Genomic DNA, 26,531 nt, shown 5'->3' with positions numbered 1-26,531 from the left:
CTTGCCTTATACGGCACCGGCTCCAGCAACTATCTCACTCAACTCTTGGGTAATCGCCGCCTGACGGGCTTTGTTATACACCAATTGTAAGTCGTCGATTAAGTCACCGGCGTTATCGGTGGCGGCTTTCATTGCCACCATACGTGCAGCCTGCTCACTGGCGAGGTTTTCTACCACGCCCTGATACACTTGTGCTTCCACGAAACGTACCAGTAGCTTGTCCAACAGCGTTTTAGGATCTGGCTCATAGAGGTAATCCCAGCTGTGGGTGGCAACCGTTTCTTCCGATGCGGGTAAGGGCAACAGTTGATCGATTTTGGGTGCCTGAATCATGGTGTTTTCAAACTTGTTGTACACCAAATACAGTTTGTCTATCTCACCCGTGTTGTACGCTTCGAGCATGACGGTAACAGAGCCAATTAACTCGCCAAGCGATGGGTTATCACCCAAGCCGCTCTTTGAGGCAATCACTTTGCCGCCGTAGCGGTTAAAGAAACTCACCGCTTTGCTACCGATCAGGCCTAAATCAATGCTTACGCCTTGATCGGACCATGCTTTCATCTCGGTCATGGCTTTTTTGAACAAGTTAATGTTCAAGCCACCACAGAGACCACGGTCGGTTGAGATAATAATAAACCCAACGCGCTTAACTTCGCGGTCTGCTAAATAAGGATGCTTGTATTCCAAGTTCCCTTGCGCGACGTTACCGATCACCTTGCGTATGGTTTCAGCGTATGGGCGGCTGTGGTCCATTCGTTCCTGCGCTCTGCGCATTTTCGAGGCGGCCACCATCTCCATAGCGCTGGTGATCTTTTGAGTGTTTTTAACACTCCCGATCTTGCTACGTATTTCTTTTGCGCCGGCCATGTCGCTTCTCCAATTCAGGTGGCAGCAAACGCTGCCACATGGTTACCAGGACTGGGTAGCCTTGAAGCTATCCAGCAACGCAGATAGTTGAGCCACAACGTCTTTGTTGTAGTCAGCTTTCTGGTTGATGTCTGCCATAGTGGCAGCATGTTCTGAATCGGCATAAGCGAGCAGGGCGGCTTCAAACGTAGTGATGAGGTTTAATTCAACATCGTCTAAATAGCCATTTTCAGCAGCAAACAGCACTAAGCCTTGCTCAGCAACTGACATAGGACGGTATTGCTTCTGCTTCATCAACTCAGTTACTTTCTGACCGTGGCTCAGCTGCTTGCGCGTGGCTTCGTCGAGGTCTGAAGAGAACTGAGCAAAGGCTGCCAGTTCACGATACTGAGCCAACGCAGTACGAATACCACCTGACAGTTTCTTGATAAGCTTAGTTTGTGCAGCACCACCTACACGAGATACAGAGATACCTGGATCAACCGCTGGGCGAATGCCTGAGTTGAACAGCTCTGTGGTCAAGAAAATCTGACCATCGGTGATCGAGATTACGTTCGTAGGTACGAACGCAGATACGTCACCGGCTTGGGTTTCAATGATAGGCAGGGCGGTCAAAGAACCGGTTTTGCCTGTCACTTCGCCCTTGGTGAAACGTTCTACGTACTCAACCGATACGCGAGAGGCACGCTCAAGCAGACGGGAGTGCAGATAGAAAACGTCACCTGGGTAAGCTTCACGACCTGGTGGTCGACGCAGCAACAGTGAGATCTGACGGTAAGCAACGGCTTGTTTAGACAAGTCATCGTATACGATCAGTGCATCTTCACCGCGGTCACGGAAGAATTCACCCATGGCGCAACCTGAGTAAGGCGCCAAGTACTGCAGTGCTGCAGACTCAGAAGCAGAAGCCACTACTACGATAGTGTTGGCCAGTGCGCCATGCTCTTCTAGCTTGCGTACTACGTTAGAGATGGTGGACGCTTTCTGGCCGATGGCCACGTACACACACTTAACGCCAGAGTCTTTCTGGTTGATGATGGCATCAACTGCTAATGCAGTTTTACCAACCTGACGGTCACCTATGATCAGCTCACGCTGACCACGACCTACAGGGATCATGGCATCAACAGCTTTATAGCCAGTTTGCAGTGGCTCATCAACCGATTGACGGTCGATAACGCCAGGTGCAATCATTTCTACTGGAGAGAAAGTATCGGCAACAATAGCGCCTTTACCGTCGATAGGTGCACCCAAGGTGTTAACCACACGACCCAGCAGGTTACGACCTACTGGCACTTCCAAGATACGACCAGTAGAACGAACCTTCATGCCTTCGGCCAGATCCGTATACGGACCCATTACCACGGCACCTACGGAGTCACGCTCCAGGTTCAATGCCAAGGCGTACAAGCCACCTGGCAGTTCAATCATTTCACCTTGCATGATGTCAGCAAGGCCGTGAACACGGATGATACCGTCACTTACAGAGACGATAGTACCTTCGTTTCGTGCTTCACTGACAACGTTGAATTGCTCAATACGCTGTTTAATCAGCTCAGCAATTTCAGTTGAATTCAGTTGCATGCTCTATTCCCCAATCAAGATTGCAGCGTTTCAGCCAAGCGGGACAGCCTGCCCCGAACACTTCCGTCGATGACCAAATCACCGGCTTTAATAATAATGCCGGCCATTAGTGCTGGATCGACACTGCAATTCAGCTTCACTTTGCGATCTAAGCGCTTTTCAAGTGAGGCCTGAATCTTGGCCATTTGTTGCTCAGTTAGTTCGGCTGCAGAAACCACATCGGCATCTACTTCCCGGTCTAGCTCTGCCTTTAATGCGGCAAATTCTAAGACCACTGCTGGCAACACACTCAAGCGTCCGTTTGCGGCCATTACCTTTATCAGGTTCTGGCCTTGCTCATCGAGCTGATCGCCACAGACAGCCAAAAACAAGTCGGCCATCTTTTCCGCGTTCAGATTGCTGTTGATAAGGTCTTCTACTTGCTGATCCGTTGCGACTTGCGCAGCAAAACCCAGCATAGTTAACCAGTTATCAACCGCTTTTTTCTCAACGGCAAAATCGAAAGCTGCTTTGGCATAGGGGCGAGCAATGGTTTTCATTTCCATAGCTCTATGTCCCTTACAGTTCAGCTACTACTTTCTCGACAATGTCGCTATTAGCAGCGGCATCAATGTGACGCTCGAGGATTCTTTCTGCACCTACCAAGGCAAGAGCAGCAACCTGCTTACGCAGTTCCTCTTTAACACGGTTGCGTTCGGCTTCAATTTCAGCCTGAGCCTGTGTCAGTATTTTTTCACGTTCAGCCTGGGCTTCACGTGTAGCATCCTCGACGATCTGAGCCTTACGCTTATTAGCCAACTCAATAATTTGAGCAGACTGTAGCTTGGCTTCTTTCAGCTGTTCGGTTGCATGATCTTGCGCCATGGCCAAATCTTTCTTGGCACGCTCCGCTGAAGATAAACCTTCGGCGATTTCTTTCTGGCGAGCTTCAATGGCGCCCATAAGTGGGGGCCATACAAACTTCATACAAAACCAAACGAAGACAATGAAGGCGACCGTTTGACCGAGGATTGTTGCGTTCATGTTCATCGCAACTCTCCTTTAAAATAGTTAGCAGACTGATTGATCAGACGTGGCATTAAGCAGCAACGGCGAAAATCAGATACAGAGCCATACCAACGGTGATCATTGGGATAGCGTCAACCAGGCCAACTACGATAAAGAAGTTAGTACGCAAAGCTGACAGCATGTCAGGCTGGCGAGCAGCACTTTCCATGAACTTGCCACCCAGCATAGAAATACCGATAGATGCGGCGATAGCGGCGAAGCCCAACATAACGGCGGCAGCGATGTAGATCATTTCCATTTTTATTTCTCCAATTATTAGCGGTTTAACGACTGCTTGTTAAAGTATTGTTATCTTTATTATTAATGCTCTTCAGACGCCATTGATAAGTAAACAACGGACAAGATCATGAAGATGAAAGCCTGCAAGGTGATTATCAATATATGGAAAATCGCCCAAGGCACATTAAGGGCCCATTGAGACCACCATGGCAACAAGCCAGCGATCAAGATGAAAATCATCTCACCCGCGTACATGTTACCGAACAGTCGTAAACCTAATGAAATAGGCTTAGCGACCAGTGATACAGTCTCAAGCACCAAGTTAACAGGGATCATTGACCAGTGATTTAGTGGTTGCATGGTCAGCTCTTTAACAAAGCCAGACACGCCTTTCTCTTTGATACTAAAAATAATAATCAAAAAGAACACACCAAATGCCATGGACATGGTGATGTTAACATCGGCGGAAGGAACAACCCTCAGGTAAGGAACACCGAGCAATTGTGCGCCATAAGGCAGGTAGTCGACAGGTAGTAAGTCCATTGCGTTCATCAAGAAAACCCAGACAAAAATGGTTAGCGCCAACGGAGCAACTAACTTATTTTTACCATGGAAGACGTCTTTAACGGCACCATCTACAAAGCCCACTAACAGCTCAACGGCACATTGCAACTTGCCAGGCACACCACTGGTTGCACGAGTCGCAACACGGTGGAATAGCCACAAGAACAGCATTCCCAGGACAACGGAAACAAGCAAAGAATCGATATTTAACGCCCAAAAGCCCGAACCAACCTGCAAATGCGTCAGATGGTGTGAGATATAACCTTGGGAAGTTAAGACATCTCCTGTTGCAGCCATGTGTTTTCCTAGTAACGGTTGTTGAGAGTGAACGAAACAATCCACTGCATCAGCAATGCTGTGATGTAAGCCGCAAACAGAGGTGCATGCTGCACTTCCATAAACTTGAGCGCTATCGTAAACAACAAGATAGTGCTACCAAACTTAATCCCAGCCCCGCTGTAAAAGTCCGCCATAACGCTACCTGGCGTGGCATGTTTAGCCGACAAGGCAAACACCCGCACGCTAAATAAACATTGGGGAACCCAGTAGATTCCGCCCCCAATAAGGGCAGAACGAGCAGCAGCCTCACCCTGTAAGTAAAAAAACAGGGCACCAACGGCCACTACCAGGAGTAATTGACAACACAAAGTCACCAGCGCCAGTTGCTTGTCGCTCAGGTGCCGCTTCATTTGGTTCACAAAAACTCCTGATACAGTTAGGGGCCAACTGGTAGCAGATATCGAGATAGACAGCTGCTACAGCTAAGCCCCAAAAAAGCAGGTCAAATTATACCCGTGATGGGCATAAATGCAATTGCGGTAAGCTGCTTATTTTAATAGCTTTACTGCCTGCATTTAACCCTTAGTCATGACTGTTAACTGTTTGTTTACATAAGTTAACTTAAAGCTCAGGCTCGTCATTTATGCCAAAGAAATGACTAATTTTATCCAATTCATTCAATGAGTTATATGAAATTACTAGCTGACCTTGATCCTTCTTAGTCGCCTTTATCTCTACCTTAGTACCCAGTTTGGCACCAATTTCCTGCTCAAGTTGGCTCATTAACAAGGATCTAGGTTGTTCAATCGACTCTTTTTTCGGATGTTGACTTTGTTTAACTAAACGCTCAGTTTCGCGAACTGTGAGCCCTTTTTGCGCCACTAAGCGTGCTAATACCGTTTGTTGCTCACCAGTAATACCTAATAAAGCACGCGCATGGCCCATTTCTAGCGAGCCATGTTCGACCAATTGCTTCACTTCATCGTTCAATTGCGCCAACCGTAGCAGGTTAGAAACCGCACTGCGGCTCTTGCCCACGGCTTCCGCTACCGACAAATGGGTAAAGCCAAATTCTTCGATTAAGCGCGACAAAGCCCGTGACTCTTCAATCACATTTAAGTCTTCACGCTGAATGTTTTCAATTAGACCAATGGCCATAGCCGCTTGATCGGCCACGTCTTTAATAAGGCAAGGTACATGGCTTAAGCCCGCGATACGCGCGGCACGCCAGCGGCGTTCACCGGCCAGGATTTCATAGCCGCCCTCGGCAATGGGTCGCACTATGATGGGCTGAATAATGCCTTGTTGACGGATCGAGGTCGCCAGCTCTTCTAGGGCCACCTGCGACATATCGCGGCGCGGCTGGTACTTACCAGGGCGTAACTGATTAAGACTCAAGCTTTGCAGCTCGCCATTGGCTCCGGGCTCAGAATGGAAGTCGGCTTGTTGCTGACGCACATTGGCCGCCGAGCTAGTGCTCAGTAAGGCGTCTAAGCCTTTGCCTAAACCCCGTCGTTTCATGTTCATGCTAATTGTTCCGAAGTTTCATTAGCGTCGAGAGATAGCTCTTCACGGCGCAAAATTTCACCGGCCAAGGCCAAGTAGGCTTTGGCACCCAAGGATGATTTATCGTAATACATGGCGGGCTGACCAAAGCTGGGCGCCTCGGCCAGCCGCACATTACGCGGGATCACGGTGCGATACACCTTGTCACCAAAGTGAGTCTTAAGTTGGTCTGAGACATCGCTAGAGAGGCGATTACGATGATCGTACATAGTGCGTAAAATACCCTCGATTTTTAACTCAGGGTTCACTACGGCGGCCAGTTTGCTGATGGTATCTACCAAGGCGGTTAAGCCTTCCAGCGCAAAATACTCACACTGCATGGGTACCAATACCGAATCGGCGGCCGACATAGCATTGACGGTCAGTAAATTCAGAGAAGGGGGGCAGTCGATAAAAATATAATCGTAATAATCACGTACCGAGGCCAGCGCCGTGCGCAGACGCACCTCACGGGCAAACACTTCCATCAGCTTGATTTCGGCGGCGGTCACGTCGCCATTGCCGGCAACGAGATCATAGCCACCGCTGGTTTCGCGCTCTATAACTTGTTCTATGGGCACTTGGTCCACTAACAACTCATAGGCGGTATTAGGCACCTGATATTTATCGATGCCGCTGGCCATGGTGGCGTTACCTTGCGGATCTAAGTCGATCACCAACACTTTACGCTTGGTTGCAGCCATGGAAGCTGCCAAGTTGACACAGGTCGTAGTTTTACCCACGCCGCCTTTTTGGTTGGCAATGGCGATGACTTTTCCCACCGAGCACCTCTATTTGGCTAGTTAGCTAGCGAGTTTGATGATCACCAAGTGGCGATCTCCGTCCTGCTCAGGCACGGTTAAGGGATAAACCTTATCTAACGCCAAGTGAGCAGGCAATGATTGTAACTCCTGCTCTGGATATTGTCCTTTAAGTGCCAAAAATCGACCTTCAGGCTTAGGCAGGTGAGCGCACCAGCTTACCATGTCATCCAATGAAGCGAAGGCGCGACTTAACACGCCATCGAATTTTTGCTCGGGCTGATAGAGCTCCACGCGACTTTCGACGGCGGTGACGTTAGTCAGCCCCAAATTATGGATAACCATGCGAATAAAGCGGATCCGCTTGCCGAGGCTGTCCAGCAACACAAATTCTTTATTCGGATTCATAATGGCCAGCGGCAAGCCGGGCAGGCCGGGGCCTGTGCCCACATCGATAAAGCGGGAGCCTTCTAGGTAAGGGCTCACCACTAGGCTGTCGACCATATGGCGGCCGACCATGGCGAGTGGGTCACGCACCGAGGTCAAGTTGAATGCTTTGTTCCACTTATCGAGCAAGGTGACCAGCGTCACTAGCTGATCCGCTTGCTGTTCGCTAACGACTAACTCAGTTTGAGCGAGCAGGCGCGCCAGAGTATTTTTTAATTGTTCAGTCATCTCAAACCTTTACGCTGATTTGCGCAGCAAACCGCGTTTTTTAAGGTGTACCAGCAAAATAGAAATCGCCGCTGGTGTAATACCGGGCGTGCGTGAAGCTATGCCTAAGGTTTCTGGTTTCGCTTGGTTAAGCTTAATGATCACCTCAGTCGACAGGCCTGGGACTTCTTGGTAATCCAAGTCCAGTGGCAAGTGGGTGTTCTCATTGCGCAGCTGCTTTTCGATTTCGCCTTTCTGACGCTCAATGTAGCCGGCGTATTTGGTTTGGATCTCAACTTGCTCCGCCGCTTGCTCATGCTCAATACCTGGGCCTATGCCGTCTATGGTCATCAGCGTTTTGTAATCTAACTCGGGGCGGCGCAGCAGCTCTTCTAGGGTGTGTTCTTTGCTTAACGGCGTTTTTAATAACTCATTTAAGCTCGGGGCAGACCCATGTACCGGGTTAATCCAGTTATCGCGCAGGCGTTGGGTTTCTGTGGTGATTTTTTCCATCTTGTCACAGAACAAGGCCCAACGATGATCGTCCACCAAGCCTAACTCGCGACCGGCTTCGGTCAAACGCAGATCCGCGTTGTCTTCACGCAACAGCAAGCGATATTCGGCGCGGCTGGTAAACATGCGATAGGGTTCTTTGGTACCGAGCGTGGACAAGTCATCCATCATCACGCCCATATAGGCCTGATCACGACGAGCGGACCAGGGCTCTTTGCCAAAAGCACGCAAGGTAGCGTTTAAGCCCGCTAATAAGCCTTGAGCGGCGGCTTCTTCGTAGCCAGTAGTGCCGTTGATCTGTCCGGCGAAGAACAAGTTATGTAAAAACTTGTTTTCCATGTTGATCTTCAAATCTCGAGGATCGAAGTAATCGTATTCGATGGCGTAACCGGGACGCATGATGTGCGCCTGCTCAAAGCCTTTGATCGAACGTACTATCTGCAGCTGCACATCAAACGGCAAACTGGTCGATATGCCGTTGGGGTACAGCTCTGTGGTGTTCAGGCCTTCTGGCTCAACGAAGATCTGATGCGAGCTCTTATCGGCAAAACGCATGATCTTATCTTCGATCGATGGGCAGTAACGTGGGCCAATACCTTCGATCACACCGGCATACATGGGGCTACGATCCAAGTTCTGGCGGATCACATCATGGGTTTTTTCATTGGTGTGGGTGATGTAGCAAGGGATCTGTCTCGGTTGATCCGCCCGACTACCAATGAACGAAAACACAGGTGTAGGGTTATCGCCAGGTTGGGTTTCCATCACCGAGAAATCAACGCTGTTGGCATCAATACGAGGCGGGGTACCGGTTTTAAGTCGGTCGATACGCAGTGGTAACTCACGCAAACGCTGGGCTAAAGCTATGGCAGGGGGATCTCCTACACGACCGCCCTTGTAATTATCCATACCTATGTGGATCAAGCCGTTAAGGAAAGTTCCTACGGTTAATATTACGGTTTTCGCTCTGAATCTAAGGCCGGTTTGGGTGATGACACCCACCACAGTATCGCCTTCGAGGATCAAATCATCACAGGCTTGTTGAAAGATCTTTAAATTAGGCTGGTTTTCTAAACGAGTGCGTACCGCTTGGCGATATAACTGACGATCCGCTTGTGCTCGAGTGGCTCTTACCGCTGGGCCTTTAGACGCATTCAGGGTACGAAACTGGATCCCGGCGTTATCGGCAGCCATGGCCATGATCCCGCCAAGGGCGTCGATCTCTTTAACCAAGTGACCTTTGCCGATCCCACCAATGGCCGGATTACAGGACATTTGCCCCAAGGTATCTATGTTATGGGTCAATAATAGGGTGTTTGCTCCCATGCGGGCAGCAGCTGCAGCGGCTTCGGTGCCGGCATGGCCACCACCGACGACGATGACATCAAACGATTCTTCATAGCGCATAACAAATACTCTTGAGACAGCAGGTGTGAGGATCCCGAAGGACCGTTATTTTAGCTGTTTTACGACTGAGATGGAAACCCGATCTAGAGGATCTTTGCTGTGCTTAATAGATCTTAGATCTCTAGAGAGATCTTCTGTTATGACTACTACTAGGGATCCACTTTTCTGTGAGTAAGCCTCTTTTGATCTTAAAGATCATGAGCTTAAGTAAGATCCATAGCTGTGTACAACCTCTAGGTAGATCCCCTTGAGCAGGTGGGTAACTGGCCTACTTATACACAGGGTGCCTAGTGAATTTATTTAATTAAGAGGATAACTATAGGTTTAACACCGCTTTCAACCATGGTTATACACATACGGCTAAAAGGTGAGGATAAATAAAACGCCTCAATAGTGAAGCGGATCTGTTGATAACTTGGTGGAAGGAATTTATTAACAGTGGAGATCCCTGGGTGAGCGGATCTCAAAAAAGCCGTGTATTTTAGGATCTATTGCTTCGATAACCAGAGATCGAGCCATTGTTTTGCGATCATCTCGGGTGGATCTGCCAAACTTACGTCTATCTTAAGTTGATCCTCTACTCGATTGGCGCCTAAGTTCTTAAGCTGACGATCCAGCGTTTGTATGGCTTTGCAGAAATCATCATAAGCGGAATCGCCCAAACCGACGGCTAAATAGTTAAGGCCGGTTAAGTTTGGGGTAAGGTCTAGCAGTTGTTGGTAGAAAGGTTGAATGTTTTCCGGTAGATCGCCCGCGCCGTGTGTTGAACAGATTAATAATAGGGTGTGTTGAGGGCTGATCAAGATGTGATCAACTTGGGGAGAAGTGTGAATAACTGTGTGATAACTATTTTCTTGTAGGATCTCGGCTAAGTCGACCGCTAGATCTTCGGCGGCGCCTAAAGTGGAGCCGACCAAGAGAGTTATGTGTTTCATGGGGCATCTCGATAAAATAAAGTGCTGATTTTAGCAGCATCAACCTAAATAGTCGGTGTAAGATAGGGCTCGGCAAGGCGACTTTAGTCTAATAAGACACCGAACCGACGGTCTACAAGGCGGAATAACGGGGTATTAAATGCAAAAAAACAAAAATATTCCCCTTTAATGCATCAATTGCATTGACCGAAAAGCGCATCCATATTTCAATAGCTGTGGGTCTTAACAAACAGTATCCCGACCAAGCAGTACCAAAAATAACAAGGAAGATATCGTGACGTATATTCATAACACCATCACCAAACTCAAAAAGACCAGCCCAGCGCAAGCTGAGTTTTATCAGGCGGTAGAGGAGGTGCTGGAGTCGTTACAGCCCATCCTTGAAACCAATGAAAAGTACCAGTTGCATTCCATTATCGAACGTATGGTTGAGCCTGAGCGCCAACTTATGTTCCGTGTGCCGTGGGTTGATGACCAGGGCAAGGTACAAGTCAATAAAGGCTATCGTATCGAGTTCAACTCCGCATTGGGTCCATATAAAGGCGGCCTACGCTTTCATCCTAGCGTGAATGCTGGCATCATCAAATTCCTCGGTTTCGAACAAATCTTCAAAAACGCACTTACCGGCTTGCCAATTGGCGGCGGTAAAGGTGGCGCTAACTTCGATCCTAAAGGTAAGTCTGACGGCGAAATAATGCGCTTTTGTCAGTCTTTCATTAATGAATTGTATCGCCACATTGGCCCAACCACAGACGTACCCGCCGGTGATATCGGCGTGGGCGCCCGTGAAATTGGCTACATGTTTGGTCAATATAAGCGTCTGACTGGTAATTTTGATGGTGTCTTCACCGGCAAGAGCTTGCTGTGGGGCGGCTCATTAGCACGTAAAGAAGCCACAGGTTACGGTTGCGTCTACTTCGCGCAATACATGCTGGAAGACAAAGGCGATACCTTAACCGGTAAGCGTTGCTTGGTATCTGGCGCCGGTAACGTGGCTATCTACACCATAGAAAAACTGTACCAAATGGGTGCTACCCCTATTAGCTGTTCAGACTCTAGCGGAACCATACACCACGAGTCCGGTATTAATCTAGAGACCCTGAAAGAGCTGAAAGAAGTACGTAATGTGCGTTTGAATGAGTACCTAAACGCGCATCCTGAGGCCACCTTTATTCCAGTTGCAGATTACCCAGCCGATAGCAATGCGGTATGGCATATCAAAGGCGCTCAGTTGGCGTTTCCTTGTGCCACGCAAAATGAAGTTAATGAAGCTGACGCCAAGGCGTTGGTTGCTAACGGCTGCATAGGTGTGTCTGAAGGTGCGAACATGCCTTCTACCCAAGATGCGGTAGAGGTGTTCTTGAGCGCAAATATTCACTACGGACCAGGCAAAGCAGCCAACGCCGGTGGCGTGGCCACCAGCCAGCTGGAAATGGCACAAAACGCCAGCATGCAGCGCTGGAGCTTTGAAGAAGTAGATGAGAAGCTTAAAGTTATTATGAAAAACATCTACCAGAACGCTAGCCAAACTGCCGCCGAATTTGGTGAGCCGAACAACCTAGTGTTAGGCGCCAACATTGCGGGCTTCCGTAAAGTGGCAGATGCCATGATAGAGCAGGGTGTAGTTTAATTCATTGCCGTAAGGAGTGAGGGGTGAAGCGTGAGGGGAAAGAGATAGCGCCCGGCGCCGAGCACCAAGCTAAAGCCTGTGGCCTTAAGTCGTCATCCTGACGAAAGTCAGGATTTCGATTTTATCCTTGATAGGCGAATACTTGCGAATGATGTAAAAAAGCCCCGAGCCTAACAGCTCGGGGCTTTTTGTTTGATTGGGCTATGGTGTTATTTTTTCCTCACGCCTCACGCCTCACGCCTCACGCCTCACGCCTCACGTACAGCTGCAATCACAGATATTTCTACCAGCAACTCATTACGCGCCATGGCCGCTTCTACACAGGTGCGCGCCGGCGCGTGACCTTCGGGTACCCAAAGATCCCATACTGCATTCATGGCGGAAAAGTCGTTCATGGTTTTTAAGAAGATAGTGGCCGACAACACATGCTCGCGGCTGGAGCCGGCTTCTAATAATAATTCATCCACTTTATCCAGCATGGTGACCGTTTGTTCGGTAATATTCTTACTGGTATCTTTGGGCACTTGGCCACTCAAATAGACGATGCCGTTATGTTTGACGATGCGGCTCATCCGTTCGTTAATGTGTAGGCGTTCTATAGCCATGTCTGCTCCGGTTAGCTTAATTAAGAAGGTGAAGAGTAAAGGTGTGAAGGGAAAAGGGGAAACCTAATACTCAATACTAGATCCTAAAGATTGTCGTGTGCTTCACTCTTTATCCTTCACAAGATAGGCAAACCTTACCCTCTGAGCTGAGCTTGTAAACGTTTAATCTCGATAAGGATCAAATTCTATGGCGGCGATCACGCAGCTCCATCTCTATCCCATCAAGTCGGCGGCAGGCTTATGTGTAGAGCAGGCATATGTGACCTTTGAAGGCTTATTAGGTGATCGTCGCTTTATGCTAGCCAAACTCGATGGCGGTTTTATTAGTGCTCGTACCCATCCGCGCCTACAAAGTATTCAAGTAACACAGGTCGCTGCTGGCTTGGACTTACGCTATGGCGAACACCTATTGAAGGTGCGCCACAGTGAATTTCTGGAGCAGCCAGTAACGGTTAACGTGTGGGACGATAACTTTAGCGCCTTAAGCACTCATCCTGACTACCATGCTTGGTTTAGTGAGATCTTGGGCGAGGCGGTGCAGTTTATTTGGCTGGGTGAGCATTCACAGCGTTATCGAGAAAAATTAAATACCGCGGTGAGCTTTGCCGATGGCTATCCGCTGTTACTGATCTCTGAGGCATCGTTAGCGGATCTTAATTTACGTGCTGACGCTCATTTTTTGATGTCACAATTTAGGCCCAACTTAGTGGTGTCGGCTCATCGTGCGTTTGAAGAAGATGGCTGGCGGCGCATTCGTATCGGTGAGGTGGAGTTTGTAGTCGCCAAACCTTGTAGCCGTTGCGTGATGACCACCATCACGCCTGGCACGGAACACTTTAACGCCAATAAAGAACCGCTGGCCACTTTGTTGCGTTATCGGCACGGCTTAGATAATGAGGTCTATTTTGGTCAGAACCTGATAGCCGTTAATGAAGGCGTTATTTGCCAAGGTGACCCAGTCGAGGTATTGGAATATGCCACCGCCGCTATTTATGCTGACTCAGCACCTAAACGCCGTTCATTAGTGTGTGTGGCGCGCGAAGCGTTAACGTCGGATATTGAAACCTATTGGTTAGCGGCGAGCGATGGCAAAGCGCTGCCTAGCTATCAAGCGGGGCAGCATTTACCCATTGCCGTCGATATCGATGGCCAGCGCTATGTGCGTTACTACAGCCTCAGCTCTAGTCCTATAGCCGCCGCTGGAGCTGATCAATATGCAGATACTTATGTTGATAGCTATGCCATTAGCGTGAAACGCCAGCCCGATGGCAAGGTCTCTTCTTGGTTAGCGGAGCGCTTTCAGCCAGGTAACACGCTATTGGCCCATGCCCCCGCCGGCGATTTTATGCTGCAAGCAGCAGAGCGTTATCTGCTGTTATCGGCAGGCTCTGGCATTACCCCTATGTTATCTATGGTACGTACACTTGCCGAGCGGCAACAGTTGCATGATGTGGTGTTTATGCATGTGTGTCGAACGGAGCAAGATATTCCTGCCGCCGTAGAGTTACAGCAATTAGTAGATAAGCATCCCGGCATGAGCCTGCAGTTTGTACTGACTCAACCCCAAATAGGCGAGGGCGGTCGGCTGACGCTGGGGCAGTTGGCGGCTATCCCACAGTTACCAACACGCCAAACCTATCTCTGCGGCCCAGCCGGTTTTATGCAGCAAGCACGCAGCTGGTTATTAGCGTTAGGGTTACCCGCAACCCTGTTACAACAAGAGTACTTTGGCTGTCTGCAGAGCGAGAATGTTTCATGTGAAACACAGTCAGTCTCTATCCAAATTGGCGAACGTCGCTTTATCGGCAATAACCAGCGCGACTTACTGACTCAGGCCGAACAGCACGGCATGACCTTGCCTTGGTCTTGCCGTGCCGGTATTTGTGGCAGCTGCAAACAGCAGTTAGTATCTGGCGAAGTGGAACAACCGCCAGCCCCCGCGTTATCCGCAACCGAACGCGAAGCCGGCATAGTGTTAGTCTGCTGCTGCGTACCGCTAACGGATGTTATTCTGGAGCTGTGAAGGGTGAGGCGTAAAGAGTGAAGGGAACATGCCTTAAAAGCAGCACCAAGCGCCAAGCTAAATAAAAGACGCTGTTTATCTTTATGCCGTCATCCTGAACTTGTTTCAGGATCTCGTTCTAAATTTTTAAAGACTAAAACATATTTGCCACGGAAAAGAGCAGGAAGCACAGAAAAATAGTGATCTTAACAGCAGCACCAAGCGCCCGGCACCAAGCTAAACAAAAGAAGGTGTTTATATTTTAGCTCGGCGCTTGGTGCTTAGCGCTCGGCGCTGTTAATACTTGTCGCACGTGAACTGCGTCCGTGTATTCAGTGACTCTTGTAACAAAGAAGCGTGGCAGAAATAGTCTTAGTTCTTGATTTTGGTTCTAAGTCTTAGTGATTAAAGATTATTTGCCACGGAAAAGAGCAGAAGAACACGGAACAATAGTGATTAAATCTAAAAGGGATCTTAATAGTACCTGATTACGTATGAACTTCAGCCATGATGCGCGTTGTTTTGGTTTGTCCTTTGTAGCAGCCCGTCTCTTTAATAAAGAGGACTTCGGCTGGCCAGCTTTGCTGGCTGTTATTGAGGTTTAGATTTAGACCAAAACACTAAACCGGGCCGAAGTCCTCTTCGCCGAAGATACGGGCCCCTACAAGGTCAAAACACCAAACCGAGTCCCATATTCTTACCAAAATACGAGCCGTTCCATGTGACCCATTGAATCTATTGGTGATTAGTTTACTGAAACATGGCTGAGCTTTGTTGGTAATCAGTTAATAGTAAGAGCTAAACATAAGGGTCTGAACGATGAGAGCTCTTACCATAAATAATCCCTTAGGCTGTTGTTGCTCGTGAACTATGTCTGTGCGTTCCGTGTTCTTCCGTGGCAAAAATGGCTCTAGATCTTGAACTTACCATAATCAAGCTGTTAGTCACTTTTCGATCTTATCCCATGTTAATCTTTTCGTGGGTTTAGTGGATTTCGTTGCAGTCTTTCTTCCAGCTCTTATGGTTTACGCCTCACGCCTCACGCCTTACAGCGCAGTCGCTGCTTCATCTACTAAATACAAAATCGACTCGTAGTTGATGCCGCTGTGGTGGCTTAAGCCTAATTCACAGGTGCGGCTGTTACTTACTCCTCGTGTACAGTCGTTGGGTACTTGTTGCTTGAGTGTGGCCAGTGCCGAAGCGTTAAGCTCGGGCAGGGTGAAGCCTTTATCGCCAGCGAAACCGCAGCAACTGATGTGCTCGGGTACGACCACTTGTTTGGCACATAACTGAGCCAGCCTTAGCATCTTATCGCTCAATCCCATGCGCTGGCTGCTACAGGTAATGTGCAGCATCACTGTTTCATCGAGAGGCGTTAGCTGCAGCCGTGCTATTGCTTGATCTAGGACAAAAGCCACTGGCTCGTACACGGAGAGCGCTTGAGTAAAGGTATCCTGACTTAACTTGGCACAAGGGCTGGTATCCATGAGTATCGGCCAGCGGCCTTGTTCTGATGCTTGCCACAATGCCTGCTCCAATTCCTGCATCTTGTCGTTTGCCAGTTCAAACATGCCTTTGCTTTGATAAGGCATGCCGCAGCACAGACTATTCAGCTGGGTTGGAATAATCACCTCAAAGCCGGCTTTGCTTAATACCGACATGCTCACTTCAGTGAGTGGGCGTATGTCGTTGGCTTGTGGTGATTGGCCTAAGGTGCGGCTAGCACAAGAGGGAAAGTACACTACCTTATTACTGCTTGGCTGTTGCTTAGGCTTAGGCTTGATATGCTCTTTTGCTAGCCGATGCGAGTTAGCTATGGGTAATTCAGGAAACCACATTGGTAGCTTGTTACGGCTAATGCTCTGCAGGCTGCTATTAATACGCGTCATGGCTTGATTGCCTAATAGCTTGCGGCTGCCGCTGATGGCATGCAAACCCAAGGCGACGGCTTTGGTGGTACCTGCAAAGTGTTGGGCAGTCCAACGGGCGATAGGCTGAAATTTTTGGTAACGCACGGTGCGCAGTTTGCGCATCATATCACCGGTATTAATGCCGACGGGGCAGCGCTGCTCACACAAACCGGTGGCGGCACAAGTATCCACACCGTGATAGTCAAATACCTGCTGCATAGTATCGGCAATCGTATCGTTATCCGCTCGACGGCGTTGTAGCTCTCGATACAGCACTATGCGCTGACGAGGTGTTAGGCTTAAATTCTTTGATGGGCACACGGCTTCACAAAAACCACATTCAATACATTTATCTACCAGCGGATCGGCGGCGGGAAGCGGTTTAAGATGTTGTAGGTGGGCGCTTGGGTCGGCATTGACGATTACACCCGGGTTAAGAATGCCTTGGGGATCGAATAAGGCTTTAATCTGCTGCACTAACTGGTAGCCATCTTTTCCCCATTCTAATTCCACAAAGGGTGCCATATTGCGCCCAGTACCGTGCTCGGCTTTTAGCGAACCTTGATACTCCACGGCGACCAATTGAGTGACGGCTTGCATAAAGTCACCGTAGCGTTGACGTTCGGTCTCGCTATCGAAGCCCTGTGTAAACACGAAGTGCAAGTTACCCGCTAAGGCGTGGCCGAAAATAATGGCTTCGTGATAACCAAACTGATCAAACAAAGCCGTTAACTTACGCACTGCTGGGGCTAAATGTTTCACGTGAAACGCTACATCTTCGATCACCACGGTCGTGCCCGTTTCACGCACCGCACCCACAGCAGGGAACATGCCTTTACGCATAGCCCACAGATTGGTACACAGACTTTTATCTTGAGTAAAAGGTACTTGATTGAGTAGAGTAAAGCCGTCAATAGCAGCCATTGCCTGTACACATTTTTGCTCTAGCTCGACTTGAGTGGCACCGTGTACTTCTACTAATAATGCCGCCGCTTCTAAATCCAGATGTTGAATAAACTCAGGCATCCCGGCTAGATTGGCAATGGAACGCAGAGAGCGGCCGTCCATCAATTCCACGGCGGCCACGGCAGTGTTAGCTAGCTCTGTAACGGCCAAACAAGTAGTTTCTATATCCGCATACACTAACAAGCATGAAGCCTTAAAGGCATGATCAGGTACCGTGTGGTAACTAATGTCATTAATAAAGCCCAGGGTACCTTCCGAGCCAATCATTAGGTGAGCGAGCATGTCGAAGGGATCGGCAAAATCGAGCAGGGCGTTTAGGCTGTAGCCTGTGGTGTTTTTCAGTCGATACTTGTGGCGGATACGCTCACTTAAGGCTGGGTTGGCTAGCACCTGTTGATGCAATGCCTGTAAGCCACTCAGTAATTGTGGCTGTTGTTTGGCAAAATTTGCCTTACTTACGTCATCACGGGTATCGAGGTAAGTACCGTCTGCCAGTACTAGGCTAATGCCTGCTAAGGTTTGATAAGAATTTTGTGCCGTACCGCAGCACATGCCAGAGGCATTGTTAGCGGCTATGCCACCGATTTTACAGCTATTGATGGAGGCGGGATCTGGGCCTATTTTGCGACCAAAGGGCGCCAGATACTTATTGGCATCGGCGCCAATCACGCCGGGCTCTAGTCTTATGGTGCTAGCGTCTGCACTTATGCTGTGGCCGCGCCAATCATCGGTTAAGGTGATCAACACCGAATCTGAAATTGCTTGTCCCGAGAGACTGGTGCCCGCGGCGCGAAAGGTGCAATGAATAGCATGTTGGCTACACAAGGTAACTGCCTTGATCACTTCTTCGGTACTGGCCAAGCGCAACACTATCTTAGGCAATAAACGATAAAAACTGGCATCGGTACCGAGCGCTAAGCAGAGTGCGGGATCGGTAATAATACGCTCGGTAGGTAAAAATTCCGCCAGTTCGGCCAGCAATAAAGAGTAATGAGAGTCCATGACAAGGCTTCCTAAGGTGCGACTAAGCTGCAGTTTATTATGATTTTATTCGAGCATAAGGTTAGGCTAGAGCAAGTTGTTAACAGCTGTGCTGATTAAATTAACAAGAGTAATGGGATTAACATAAGATAAGTGTCATTGATGGTATAACAAATATGATTTTTAACGAGGTTAACTGTGATTAAAACCGCCATTATCGGCTACGGCCAGTCGGCTCGCATCTTTCATCTGCCTTTTATTAATAGTCTGGCGGACTTTGAATTAGTCGCCATCAGCACTTCTAAGCCAGAATTGGCTGCCGCCGAATGGCCAAATGTAACTGTGTACACAGACGTGGATCAGATGCTGGCCGAGTCCGGCGCAGAGCTGGTGGTGATCACGGCTCCCAATGAAGTGCACTATGAATTAGGCCGCAAGGCCTTGAGCTTAGGTTTACACGTGGTGATGGAAAACCCCACAGTGACTCAGTTGCATCAAGGTAATGACCTAATGCGCTTAGCCGACACGAATAACCTTTGCTTGATCCCGTTTCATAATCGCCGCTGGGACAGCGACTTCTTAACGCTGCGTAGATTATTAGCCGACGGCACCTTGGGTCCTATTCATGGTTTTGAATCTCACTTTGACCGTTTTCGCCCTCGAGTAAGAGTCGAAACCCCAGGCCTGGGCGCCGGTATCTGGTTTGATTTAGGTGGGCACTTGGTGGATCAGGCATTGGTGCTATTTGGTAAGCCACAGTCTGTGACCGGGCGCTGTTTATCGATGCGCCCCGGTGCCAAGGTAACCGACTATTTTCATGTGCAGCTGCATTACCACGATAAAGAAGTGGTGTTGCATTCCAGCCCTTATCATCCAGGACCTAGCTTACGTTTTAAGCTACAGGGTGAACTGGGTTGTTATATTAAACGTGGCTTCGATCCCCAAGAAGAGCGGCTGCAAAACGGCATAGTGCCCGACTCGCCTTATCTGGCGAAAGAAGCAGAAGCGGATTATGGTATTTTCTATTCTGATGAAGATGCTCAAGTGATTGAGTCTGAAATCGGCGGGTATCGTTACTTCTATCAAGCCACAGCCAAGGCGGTGCGCGGTGAAGCGCCACCACCTGTGACTATGCAAGATGCATTAGATGGACTCAATATTATTAATATTGCAGAAAAGAGCTCGGCAGAGGGTCGTACCTTACCCTTAACGGCTACCAGCTTTAGAAACTAATTGTCTTATGCGGGCTTGGCGTTTTTTATAAAGGGTAAAGCGGTCGAATACTCTTTCTTTAAGTCTCGACCTTACACTTATTACTCGGCACTTTCTGCATCAGTTGGCGTTGCGCCGTGGCGGCGTTGCAGCGCTAGGCCTTGCAAGAAGTTACGCAAAAACTGGTCGCCACAGGCTTTAAAATGCTTATGGTCGGGTTTGCGAAACAGTGAAGTTAGCTCAGGCTTTCTGACGATAAAACCTGCCAAGGCCAGCAAGCTTAAGATGTCATCTTCTTTTAACTGCAAGGCTACACGCAGCTTTTTAAATACTTGGTTATTCATTGGCTCGGCACTGTCATTTTTAGGTGCCGGGCCGCCGTCGCGAGGGCCGCGTTCTTGTAATACCAAACCATCTAAAAAGCCTAACAGTTGCTCATTGCTGCAGCTGTGATAATTGGCGTCTTCTTCTTTGGCCAGCAAAGCCAAAAACTGTGCCTCATCAATCTCAATGCCACCTTGAGCAAATAGGGTGAGCGACTGGGCATCTTTTAAGTCCAGTGAATAGCGCACACGGCGCAAGATATCGTTATTCGTCATCTTATTTAGGCTCCACTTTTTTAGCATCTTCAGGCTTGTCTTCGGCTTTCTTCACGCGAATTTTCTCACCGTCAACTTCGATGCCGTTCAAGCTTTTGATGGCAGCCTTGGCTTGGGCTGGGTTTGGCATAAAGGCAAAACCAAAACCTTTGGAGTTATTGGTATTAGGATCCATCACCAGGTGGAAGTATTGCACTAAGCCATAAGGGGCCAAGAGCGCGAGAATTTTTTCTTCTGTAGTGAGGCGTGATAAGCCTCGGATCATAATCTTCATGGATTCTCCAAATAACAGGTTGGCGTCTTATCTGTTAATAATAAGTCGAAAATAGGCTGTGGTTACTAAAATGGGCTGGCGTTAACCTGAATGCTTAACGCAGGGGGCGCGAGTGTAGCAGTTTGTCGGGCGTGCGTCTGCCGACTTATGGCGTGAGCGTTAATCATAAGCTATAAAAAGCCGACCCTTGAGATCGGCTTTAAATGAGGTTTTTAGCTTGGCTTTTTACTTAGCTGCTTACTTAGCTTTCTAGGCTACGAATACGTTGGCGCAAGATAGAGAAGTCGAACGCTTTGCGATTAGGTATCACTTGCAACAAAGCCGATACCAGAACCGGCACCAAGCTCGCCAGCAAGAAAGACTCCAATAAATATGCAATTTCAGCGCCTGGCGCGGGGAACAACCACAGGCCGGCCACTAAGCCTGCCGCCGTACTGAGTATGGCGTTGTAGGCTTGATAACGTGCGTTATAAAAGCCGAAGAATACCGGAAAGGCGGCGGCACAGCATAATAGGTCGGCTAATAAGAACAGATACAACACACTGAAGCCCTGAGACGCCACTATCAATACCGGAATCGAGATCAACACTATCAACCAGCGCGATAAGCCCAGCAGACGGTTGGCGCTAAAGTTGGGCAAAATGCGCCGCAAATCCACCACTAACATGCTAGCAATACCGCTAATGGTCGAGTCGGCACTGCTCATGATCAAGGCCAGCCCAAAGGGCACTAAGCCGATGGCAAACCACAGCGGCACATTAGATAACAGCACATCAAACACCGCCACAGAGCCATCACCGGGTAAGTCTAAACCGACGAAGGCCAGACCGAATAACCCCATGATAAAGATGAAGATAAAGCTCATCAGACCACTGACCAGAAAGCCATTGCGAATCGCTTTGTTGTCTTGGGCGGCAAAGATGCGCTGCCAAGTACCTTGATAGAAGAGGCCAGTTAACACCACGGCAATAAAGAAAGTTAAGCCGGATTTAAAACCACTCATATCAAAAGGATTTAGCAGTGCTGGCGCTTTTTCTTTAAGGCCGGCAACGGTGGGGCCAATGCCGCCCACCGCTTGCCAGCCAAAGAAGATCAGTAAGATTAGGAACGGCAGTATCACTAGCATCTGTACGCGGTCGGTAAAAATAGTGACTCGCAGACCGCCGTATAAGGTGTAAAGCAAGGTGGCAAACATCACGATAGACGCCGTGGCCCATAACGGCACGGGTGCCAGCAAACTGACCATTTTAGCGATGGCGGTGAGGCCTGCGGTCAACGAGATAAACATGTAGAACATCATGATCACCATCACGAAGCCGTACATAGTTTTACCGTAACGATGCAGCACAAACTCGGTTAGGGTATGGCCTTCGGGGATCAGCTCACGCAGCCGTTTACCTAAGGGGATCATCATAAAATTAGGGGCGAGTGAACCCAGTGCATAACCGGTCACGGCACCTATGCCGCCCCAAGTCGCCGCTTCGGCGGGGCCAAATAAAATCCAAGCGCCTAAGGTGGTGGCCAGTAGTGTGAGCATGGTGGCCATGCCATTTTGGCTATTACGGGCCACCACAAAGTCTTCAATTTGGTCTTGTTGGCGGCGGGCATATAGCATACCGGGTACGGCAAATACGGCGGCAAATAAACAGAGCCAGAGAATGGCTTCGGTAGTGCTGAGTAACATGAGTTCTCCCTTTGCCAATAATTAGGCAAGCATATGTACATCGTCAATCATTGACGTTTATATGAACGATAATATGCCGGAGAACACAGGCGCAGAGAGGGAATGCGAGACTTGTTCCTTCCCTTCGCCGGCATTATCCGGATCAGGTTCTAAGGGTTACCGCAGCAAATTGCGGAATCTCAGCCAACTTGGGTGCAAATTCTGCACCTTAGGCTCCCCCAGGAATGGCGATGAGAGTAAGAACAAATGTGATGCTTGTCAAATTTTGGACGAACAGCGCCGAGCGCCCGGCGCCAAGCACCAAGCTAATAGACAAACCCACAGCAAAACTTATTTTTGCCACGTAACTCGCGCCAAAACGGTGCCCTACGGGAGCGCGTTTTTTGTAGGAGAACATTTATTCTCGTATTACGTTGTAAGCGTAAATTTTTTAAATATTTCCGGCTGCGCCGAAATGCGAGAGCAAGCGTTCGCCTACAAAGGCATAAAAAAAGCCCCAAACCATAGGTTCGGGGCTTATTATTTCGCTAGGCGCTAGGCGCTAGGCGCTAGGCGCTAGGCGCTAGGCGTTAAGTTACTTAACCATCCAGCTGATGGTTTCACCGGCACGAATGGGCACCAACTCTTCGCCGCCTAACGGCAAAGTGGTAGGCACAGACCAGGTCTCTTTAACCAAGGTAATAGTGTCGGCGTTGCGTGGCAGACCGTAGAAGTCGGGGCCGTTATGGCTGGTAAAGGCTTCTAACTTATCCAAGGCACCTGCTTCTTCAAATACTTCCGTATACAGCTCAACGGCGGCATGGGAGGTATAGGCGCCAGCACAGCCACAGGCGGTTTCTTTGTTTTTCTTAAAGTGCGGCGCCGAGTCGGTACCCATAAAAAACTTCTTGTTGCCACTGGTGGCGGCTTTCACTAAGGCTTGCTGATGGGTGTTGCGCTTTAAGATGGGCAAGCAATAGTAGTGCGGACGAATGCCACCCACCAGCATGTGGTTACGGTTAAACATTAAGTGATGGGTGGTAATGGTGGCGGCTACATTGTCGCCGGCTTGCTCCACAAACTTCACCGCGTGCTCGGTGGTGATGTGCTCAAGCACGATTTTTAAGTTGGGGAAGTCGCGCACTACGTTTGGCAAGATAGTTTCGAGGAAGACTTTTTCACGGTCGAAAATATCGACACTGGCATCGGTCACTTCACCGTGCACCAGTAACAAGATGCCGGTTTCTTGCATCACCTCCAACACAGCGTAAATATTCTTAACATCGGTTACGCCAGAGTCGGAGTTAGTGGTGGCACCGGCTGGATACAACTTACAGGCTACGATTTTACCGCAGTCCTTGGCGCGACGGATCTCTTGCGGATCCGTTTTATCGGTCAGGTACAAGCTCATCAAAGGCTCAAACTGGCTGCCTGATGGGCGCACTGCCAATATTCTGTCGTAATAGGCCAGCGCCAATTCGGTAGTGGTGGCAGGCGGCAACAGATTAGGCATTACCAGTGCGCGGCCTAAATAACGGCTGGCGTCGGCGACCGTATCTGTAAGTAGTGCGCCATCGCGCAGGTGTAAATGCCAATCGTCGGGGCGAGTAATGGTCAGGCTAGTAACTTGTGAGCTCATCAAAGGTGTTCTCCATTGCATCCAGACCGCCATTATCTACTGCCGAGCTGTTTTAACCAAATCGAAGATAGCCATAAGCGATAAGCTGGAAGCCAGAAGAAAAATCAAAACATAAACAATACAGAGCCAGATTAAAGAGATATATGGTTAGACGGCAGAAAGCGGAGTGTGTTCTTTAGCTGACCGCTTATAGCTTCCGGCTTTCAGCTCCCCGCAGGGGTATGCTATGGTCTAGCTCGTGACACGGGGTGTCGGGCAGCACATCTGCTCGGCTGAGATAACACCCGTCGAACCTGATCCAGTTCATACTGGCGAAGGGATGTCAGCCATTCGGCTCACGGCAACGCTGCCCATCTGCCTTCGCCTCTGACTTTTTAGAGGTAGTAAAGCCATGCAACAGAATCCTATTTCACCAACCGCATTCGCATTCGATCAACAGTTAGTATTAGTGACCGGCGGTGCCCGCGGCTTGGGCGAGCATTTAGTGCGCGCCTTCTTGCGTGAAGGTGCCAAGGTGGTAATCAACTATTTAAACAGTGCCGAGGCCGCTCAACAGTTGGCCTCAGATTACCCTGCCCAAGCGCTAGCCATACAAGCTGACGTGACCGATGCCGAGGCGGTAAAGTATTTGTTCGCTCAAGCAAAAGCTCACTTTGGTCAGCCCATCACTACCGTTATTAACAACGCCTTGCCGGCATTCTCGTTTAACGGTGATGCCCGTGAAAATGCCGACCAATTAAGCTGGAGCAACGTGCAGCAGCAGTTTGAAGGTGTGGTTAAGGGGGCATTAAACACCACACAAGCCGCCTTGGCTGGTATGCGTGAAGCGGGCTTTGGTCGCATCGTCAACGTGGGCACCAACTTATTCCAAAACCCAGTAGTGCCGTACCATGACTATACGGCTGCTAAAGCTGCGCTGTTATCGTTGACCCGCACCCTTTCTCAAGATTTAGGTCCCGATCAGATCACGGTCAATATGGTATCTGGCGGCTTGTTGCGCACCACAGATGCGTCGGCGGCCACCCCAGAAGCCGTGTTTGATTATATTGCCGCCGCCACGCCGCTGCGCCGCGTGACTACGCCCGCTGAATTTGCCGATGCCACCTTGTTTTTTGCCTCACCTTGGTCACGCTCGGTCACCGGCCAAAACTTGGTGGTAGATGGCGGCTTGGTGAAAAACTAATGGCAGATAAAAACACTCAACGCATGATGCACCTGAACGTATTTTTATTTGGTTGTGGCCACCATAAAGGCGCATGGCGTCATCCTAAATCGTCGGTGGAGCGTTTAGGCGACATCAGTTTTTTCGAAGAATTGGCGCAAACCGCCGAGCGCGGCAAGTTAGATGCGGTATTTTTTGCCGACGGTCAGTCTGCGGGCAACGTATCCGACGGCAGTTGGTGGTTTTTAGAGCCCTTAACGGCCTTGGCCGCCATGAGCCGTGCCACGAATAAAATCGGCCTGATCAGCACGGTTTCCAGCACTTTTTACACGCCGTTTCACGCGGCGCGTTATCTGGCGTCACTGGATCATATCTCCAAAGGTCGCATGGGTTGGAACCTAGTGACGTCTATGTTTGATGCAGAAGCGCGCAACCACAACTACGAGTCCATGCCGATGCATGCGGAGCGCTATCGTCGCGCTGAGGAATTTGCCGATGCGGTACTTAAGTTATGGGATTCGTGGGCGGCGGATGCGCTGACCTTTGACCGTTTCGGCGATTATGCGGACCCCACGAAAGTGAATGCCATTAACCATAAGGGGGAGTTCTTCTTAGTCGATGGTCCACTTAACGTGCCGCGCCCACTGCAAGGGCATCCGGTTATGTTTCAAGCTGGTGCCTCTGAACAAGGGCGAGAGTTAGCGGCGCGCCGCGCCGAAGGCATTTATGCGGTGGCCTATGATTTGCCGGCCGCCCAAGAATATTACCGAGACATTAAACGCCGCGTGCAGGCTGCCGGTCGTGAAGTTAATGTGCCTATTATGCCGGGCTTAGTCACTTATGTGGCGGCTACCGAAGAAGAGGCCAAAGCTAAGCAGCGCGAGCTGGATGAGTTGTTGCCTGTTGATGCGTCACTGCGCCAGCTCGGTTTATATACCCAACAAGATTGCATGAGCTGGGAGCTGGATAAGCCGGTACCTGAGCTACCATCTTTGGCAGAATTTACCGGTCCTAAAGGCCGTTACAGCACTATCTTGCGCATTATAGAAACCGAACAGCCAACGGTACGCCAATTATTGGGCCGCTTAGCCGCCGGTGGTGGCCATTGCACTATGGTGGGTACGCCTGAGCAAATTGCCGATCAAATGGAGCTGTGGTTTAGAAATGAAGGTGCCGATGGGTTTAACCTGATGCCGCCGTCGTTTCCAGATAGCCTAGATGATTTTGTTAACCTAGTGGTGCCTGAGCTACAAAGCCGCGGCCTGTTTCGTATCGATTACGAAACCGATACCTTACGCGGTCACTTAGGCTTGGCTAAGCCGTAACTGACCGTGAGGGGGGAAAGGGTGAGGCGTAAAGCGTCACCCTTTGCTCTATCTTTCGGATCTATGTTTGCTCCGCATCAGCCCTTTACTCTTGGAATGGCCCCGAATAAGTAGACACTTCTTCAGAGTGAGGAAGTGTATGCAATACCGAACCAAGCGTAAATTTA

General features: G+C 49.4%; 23 protein-coding genes and 2 riboswitches. Of the genes, 5 read left to right on the top strand and 18 right to left on the bottom strand.

The genetic code is table 11. From position 1 onward, the window contains the following. Window positions 1-6: 6 nt before the first annotated feature. The 12 genes from atpG to ACEN2G_RS12525 form a co-directional block, all read right to left on the bottom strand. On the bottom strand, window positions 7-867 hold the full coding sequence (atpG, locus tag ACEN2G_RS12580; protein ID WP_442022050.1) for a F0F1 ATP synthase subunit gamma: 861 nt from the start codon (window positions 865-867) through the stop codon (window positions 7-9). A gap of 42 nt (window positions 868-909) precedes the next feature. Next, complete coding sequence (gene atpA, locus ACEN2G_RS12575; protein WP_442022048.1) at window positions 910-2,451, bottom strand: F0F1 ATP synthase subunit alpha; 1,542 nt, start codon at window positions 2,449-2,451, stop codon at window positions 910-912. A 14-nt stretch (window positions 2,452-2,465) separates the two neighbouring features. Beyond that, window positions 2,466-2,996, bottom strand: a complete 531-nt coding sequence (gene atpH, locus ACEN2G_RS12570) for a F0F1 ATP synthase subunit delta (protein WP_442022046.1) — start codon at window positions 2,994-2,996, stop codon at window positions 2,466-2,468. 13 nt (window positions 2,997-3,009) lie between these two features. Next, entirely contained in the window at window positions 3,010-3,480 is a 471-nt protein-coding gene (gene atpF / locus ACEN2G_RS12565; protein ID WP_442022044.1) for a F0F1 ATP synthase subunit B, read from the bottom strand. A gap of 49 nt (window positions 3,481-3,529) precedes the next feature. Continuing rightward, window positions 3,530-3,757, bottom strand: a complete 228-nt coding sequence (gene atpE / locus ACEN2G_RS12560) for a F0F1 ATP synthase subunit C (protein WP_442022042.1) — start codon at window positions 3,755-3,757, stop codon at window positions 3,530-3,532. 62 nt (window positions 3,758-3,819) lie between these two features. Continuing rightward, entirely contained in the window at window positions 3,820-4,599 is a 780-nt protein-coding gene (gene atpB, locus ACEN2G_RS12555) for a F0F1 ATP synthase subunit A (protein ID WP_442022040.1), read from the bottom strand. A gap of 8 nt (window positions 4,600-4,607) precedes the next feature. Beyond that, window positions 4,608-4,991 (bottom strand): ATP synthase subunit I, encoded by a 384-nt coding sequence (locus tag ACEN2G_RS12550; protein WP_442022084.1) that lies wholly within the window; start codon window positions 4,989-4,991, stop codon window positions 4,608-4,610. Between the two features lie 211 nt (window positions 4,992-5,202). Continuing rightward, window positions 5,203-6,108 (bottom strand): ParB/RepB/Spo0J family partition protein, encoded by a 906-nt coding sequence (locus tag ACEN2G_RS12545; protein WP_442022038.1) that lies wholly within the window; start codon window positions 6,106-6,108, stop codon window positions 5,203-5,205. Then, window positions 6,105-6,908, bottom strand: coding sequence for a ParA family protein (locus ACEN2G_RS12540; protein ID WP_442022036.1), 804 nt, complete (start codon window positions 6,906-6,908; stop codon window positions 6,105-6,107). The genes ACEN2G_RS12545 and ACEN2G_RS12540 overlap by 4 nt, the downstream gene beginning before the upstream one ends. 21 nt (window positions 6,909-6,929) lie before the next feature. Continuing rightward, window positions 6,930-7,562 carry a 16S rRNA (guanine(527)-N(7))-methyltransferase RsmG gene (rsmG, locus tag ACEN2G_RS12535; protein ID WP_442022034.1) on the bottom strand — a complete coding sequence of 211 codons (633 nt, stop codon included), beginning with the start codon at window positions 7,560-7,562 and terminating at the stop codon, window positions 6,930-6,932. Between the two features lie 9 nt (window positions 7,563-7,571). Next, window positions 7,572-9,461 (bottom strand): tRNA uridine-5-carboxymethylaminomethyl(34) synthesis enzyme MnmG, encoded by a 1,890-nt coding sequence (gene mnmG, locus ACEN2G_RS12530; protein WP_442022032.1) that lies wholly within the window; start codon window positions 9,459-9,461, stop codon window positions 7,572-7,574. A gap of 488 nt (window positions 9,462-9,949) precedes the next feature. Next, entirely contained in the window at window positions 9,950-10,396 is a 447-nt protein-coding gene (locus ACEN2G_RS12525; protein WP_442022030.1) for a flavodoxin domain-containing protein, read from the bottom strand. A 274-nt stretch (window positions 10,397-10,670) separates the two neighbouring features. Here ACEN2G_RS12525 and gdhA point away from each other — a divergent pair, with 274 nt between their 5' ends. Beyond that, a complete protein-coding gene (gene gdhA / locus ACEN2G_RS12520; protein WP_442022028.1) occupies window positions 10,671-12,026 on the top strand; it encodes an NADP-specific glutamate dehydrogenase in 1,356 nt (451 codons plus the stop codon). A gap of 248 nt (window positions 12,027-12,274) precedes the next feature. Here gdhA and ACEN2G_RS12515 read toward each other — a convergent pair whose 3' ends face one another. Further along, window positions 12,275-12,631, bottom strand: a complete 357-nt coding sequence (locus tag ACEN2G_RS12515; protein WP_442022026.1) for a RidA family protein — start codon at window positions 12,629-12,631, stop codon at window positions 12,275-12,277. A 187-nt stretch (window positions 12,632-12,818) separates the two neighbouring features. Here ACEN2G_RS12515 and ACEN2G_RS12510 point away from each other — a divergent pair, with 187 nt between their 5' ends. Beyond that, the gene (locus tag ACEN2G_RS12510) at window positions 12,819-14,654 is read left to right on the top strand and encodes an MOSC N-terminal beta barrel domain-containing protein (RefSeq protein ID WP_442022024.1); all 1,836 of its coding nucleotides are present in this window, start codon (window positions 12,819-12,821) and stop codon (window positions 14,652-14,654) included. A 1,025-nt stretch (window positions 14,655-15,679) separates the two neighbouring features. Here the strand turns inward: ACEN2G_RS12510 and ACEN2G_RS12505 are convergent. Continuing rightward, entirely contained in the window at window positions 15,680-18,511 is a 2,832-nt protein-coding gene (locus tag ACEN2G_RS12505) for an FAD-binding and (Fe-S)-binding domain-containing protein (RefSeq protein ID WP_442022022.1), read from the bottom strand. A 177-nt stretch (window positions 18,512-18,688) separates the two neighbouring features. Between ACEN2G_RS12505 and ACEN2G_RS12500 the strand changes: the two genes are divergently transcribed. Further along, window positions 18,689-19,723: a Gfo/Idh/MocA family oxidoreductase gene (locus ACEN2G_RS12500; protein ID WP_442022020.1), complete on the top strand. Its 1,035-nt coding sequence runs from the start codon at window positions 18,689-18,691 to the stop codon at window positions 19,721-19,723. 80 nt (window positions 19,724-19,803) lie between these two features. Here the strand turns inward: ACEN2G_RS12500 and ACEN2G_RS12495 are convergent, their stop codons facing one another. The 4 genes from ACEN2G_RS12495 to pyrC form a co-directional block, all read right to left on the bottom strand. Beyond that, window positions 19,804-20,301: a DUF1456 family protein gene (locus tag ACEN2G_RS12495; RefSeq protein ID WP_442022018.1), complete on the bottom strand. Its 498-nt coding sequence runs from the start codon at window positions 20,299-20,301 to the stop codon at window positions 19,804-19,806. Between the two features lies 1 nt (window position 20,302). Beyond that, window positions 20,303-20,575: an RNA recognition motif domain-containing protein gene (locus tag ACEN2G_RS12490; protein ID WP_442022016.1), complete on the bottom strand. Its 273-nt coding sequence runs from the start codon at window positions 20,573-20,575 to the stop codon at window positions 20,303-20,305. A 241-nt stretch (window positions 20,576-20,816) separates the two neighbouring features. Further along, window positions 20,817-22,259 (bottom strand): sodium:solute symporter family transporter, encoded by a 1,443-nt coding sequence (locus ACEN2G_RS12485; RefSeq protein ID WP_442022014.1) that lies wholly within the window; start codon window positions 22,257-22,259, stop codon window positions 20,817-20,819. A gap of 102 nt (window positions 22,260-22,361) precedes the next feature. Beyond that, a riboswitch (TPP riboswitch) is annotated at window positions 22,362-22,489 on the bottom strand. A gap of 344 nt (window positions 22,490-22,833) precedes the next feature. Beyond that, entirely contained in the window at window positions 22,834-23,877 is a 1,044-nt protein-coding gene (gene pyrC, locus ACEN2G_RS12480; protein WP_442022012.1) for a dihydroorotase, read from the bottom strand. 234 nt (window positions 23,878-24,111) lie between these two features. Further along, a riboswitch (TPP riboswitch) is annotated at window positions 24,112-24,214 on the top strand. 54 nt (window positions 24,215-24,268) lie between these two features. On the opposite strand from pyrC, the gene ACEN2G_RS12475 reads away from it, so the two are divergent. Together ACEN2G_RS12475 and ACEN2G_RS12470 are read left to right on the top strand one after the other, a co-directional pair. Then, complete coding sequence (locus tag ACEN2G_RS12475; RefSeq protein ID WP_442022010.1) at window positions 24,269-25,060, top strand: 3-oxoacyl-ACP reductase; 792 nt, start codon at window positions 24,269-24,271, stop codon at window positions 25,058-25,060. After that, window positions 25,060-26,364: an LLM class flavin-dependent oxidoreductase gene (locus ACEN2G_RS12470; protein WP_442022008.1), complete on the top strand. Its 1,305-nt coding sequence runs from the start codon at window positions 25,060-25,062 to the stop codon at window positions 26,362-26,364. Before ACEN2G_RS12475 ends, ACEN2G_RS12470 begins: the two co-directional genes overlap by 1 nt. The last annotated feature ends 167 nt before the right edge of the window (window positions 26,365-26,531 follow it).

Origin of the sequence: Oceanisphaera sp. W20_SRM_FM3 (assembly GCF_052119705.1) — a bacterium.
Classification (GTDB): Bacteria; Pseudomonadota; Gammaproteobacteria; order Enterobacterales; family Aeromonadaceae; genus Oceanimonas.
The sequence above is the reverse complement of the archived record's forward strand: the minus strand, read 5'-3'. Positions and strand labels throughout refer to the sequence as shown.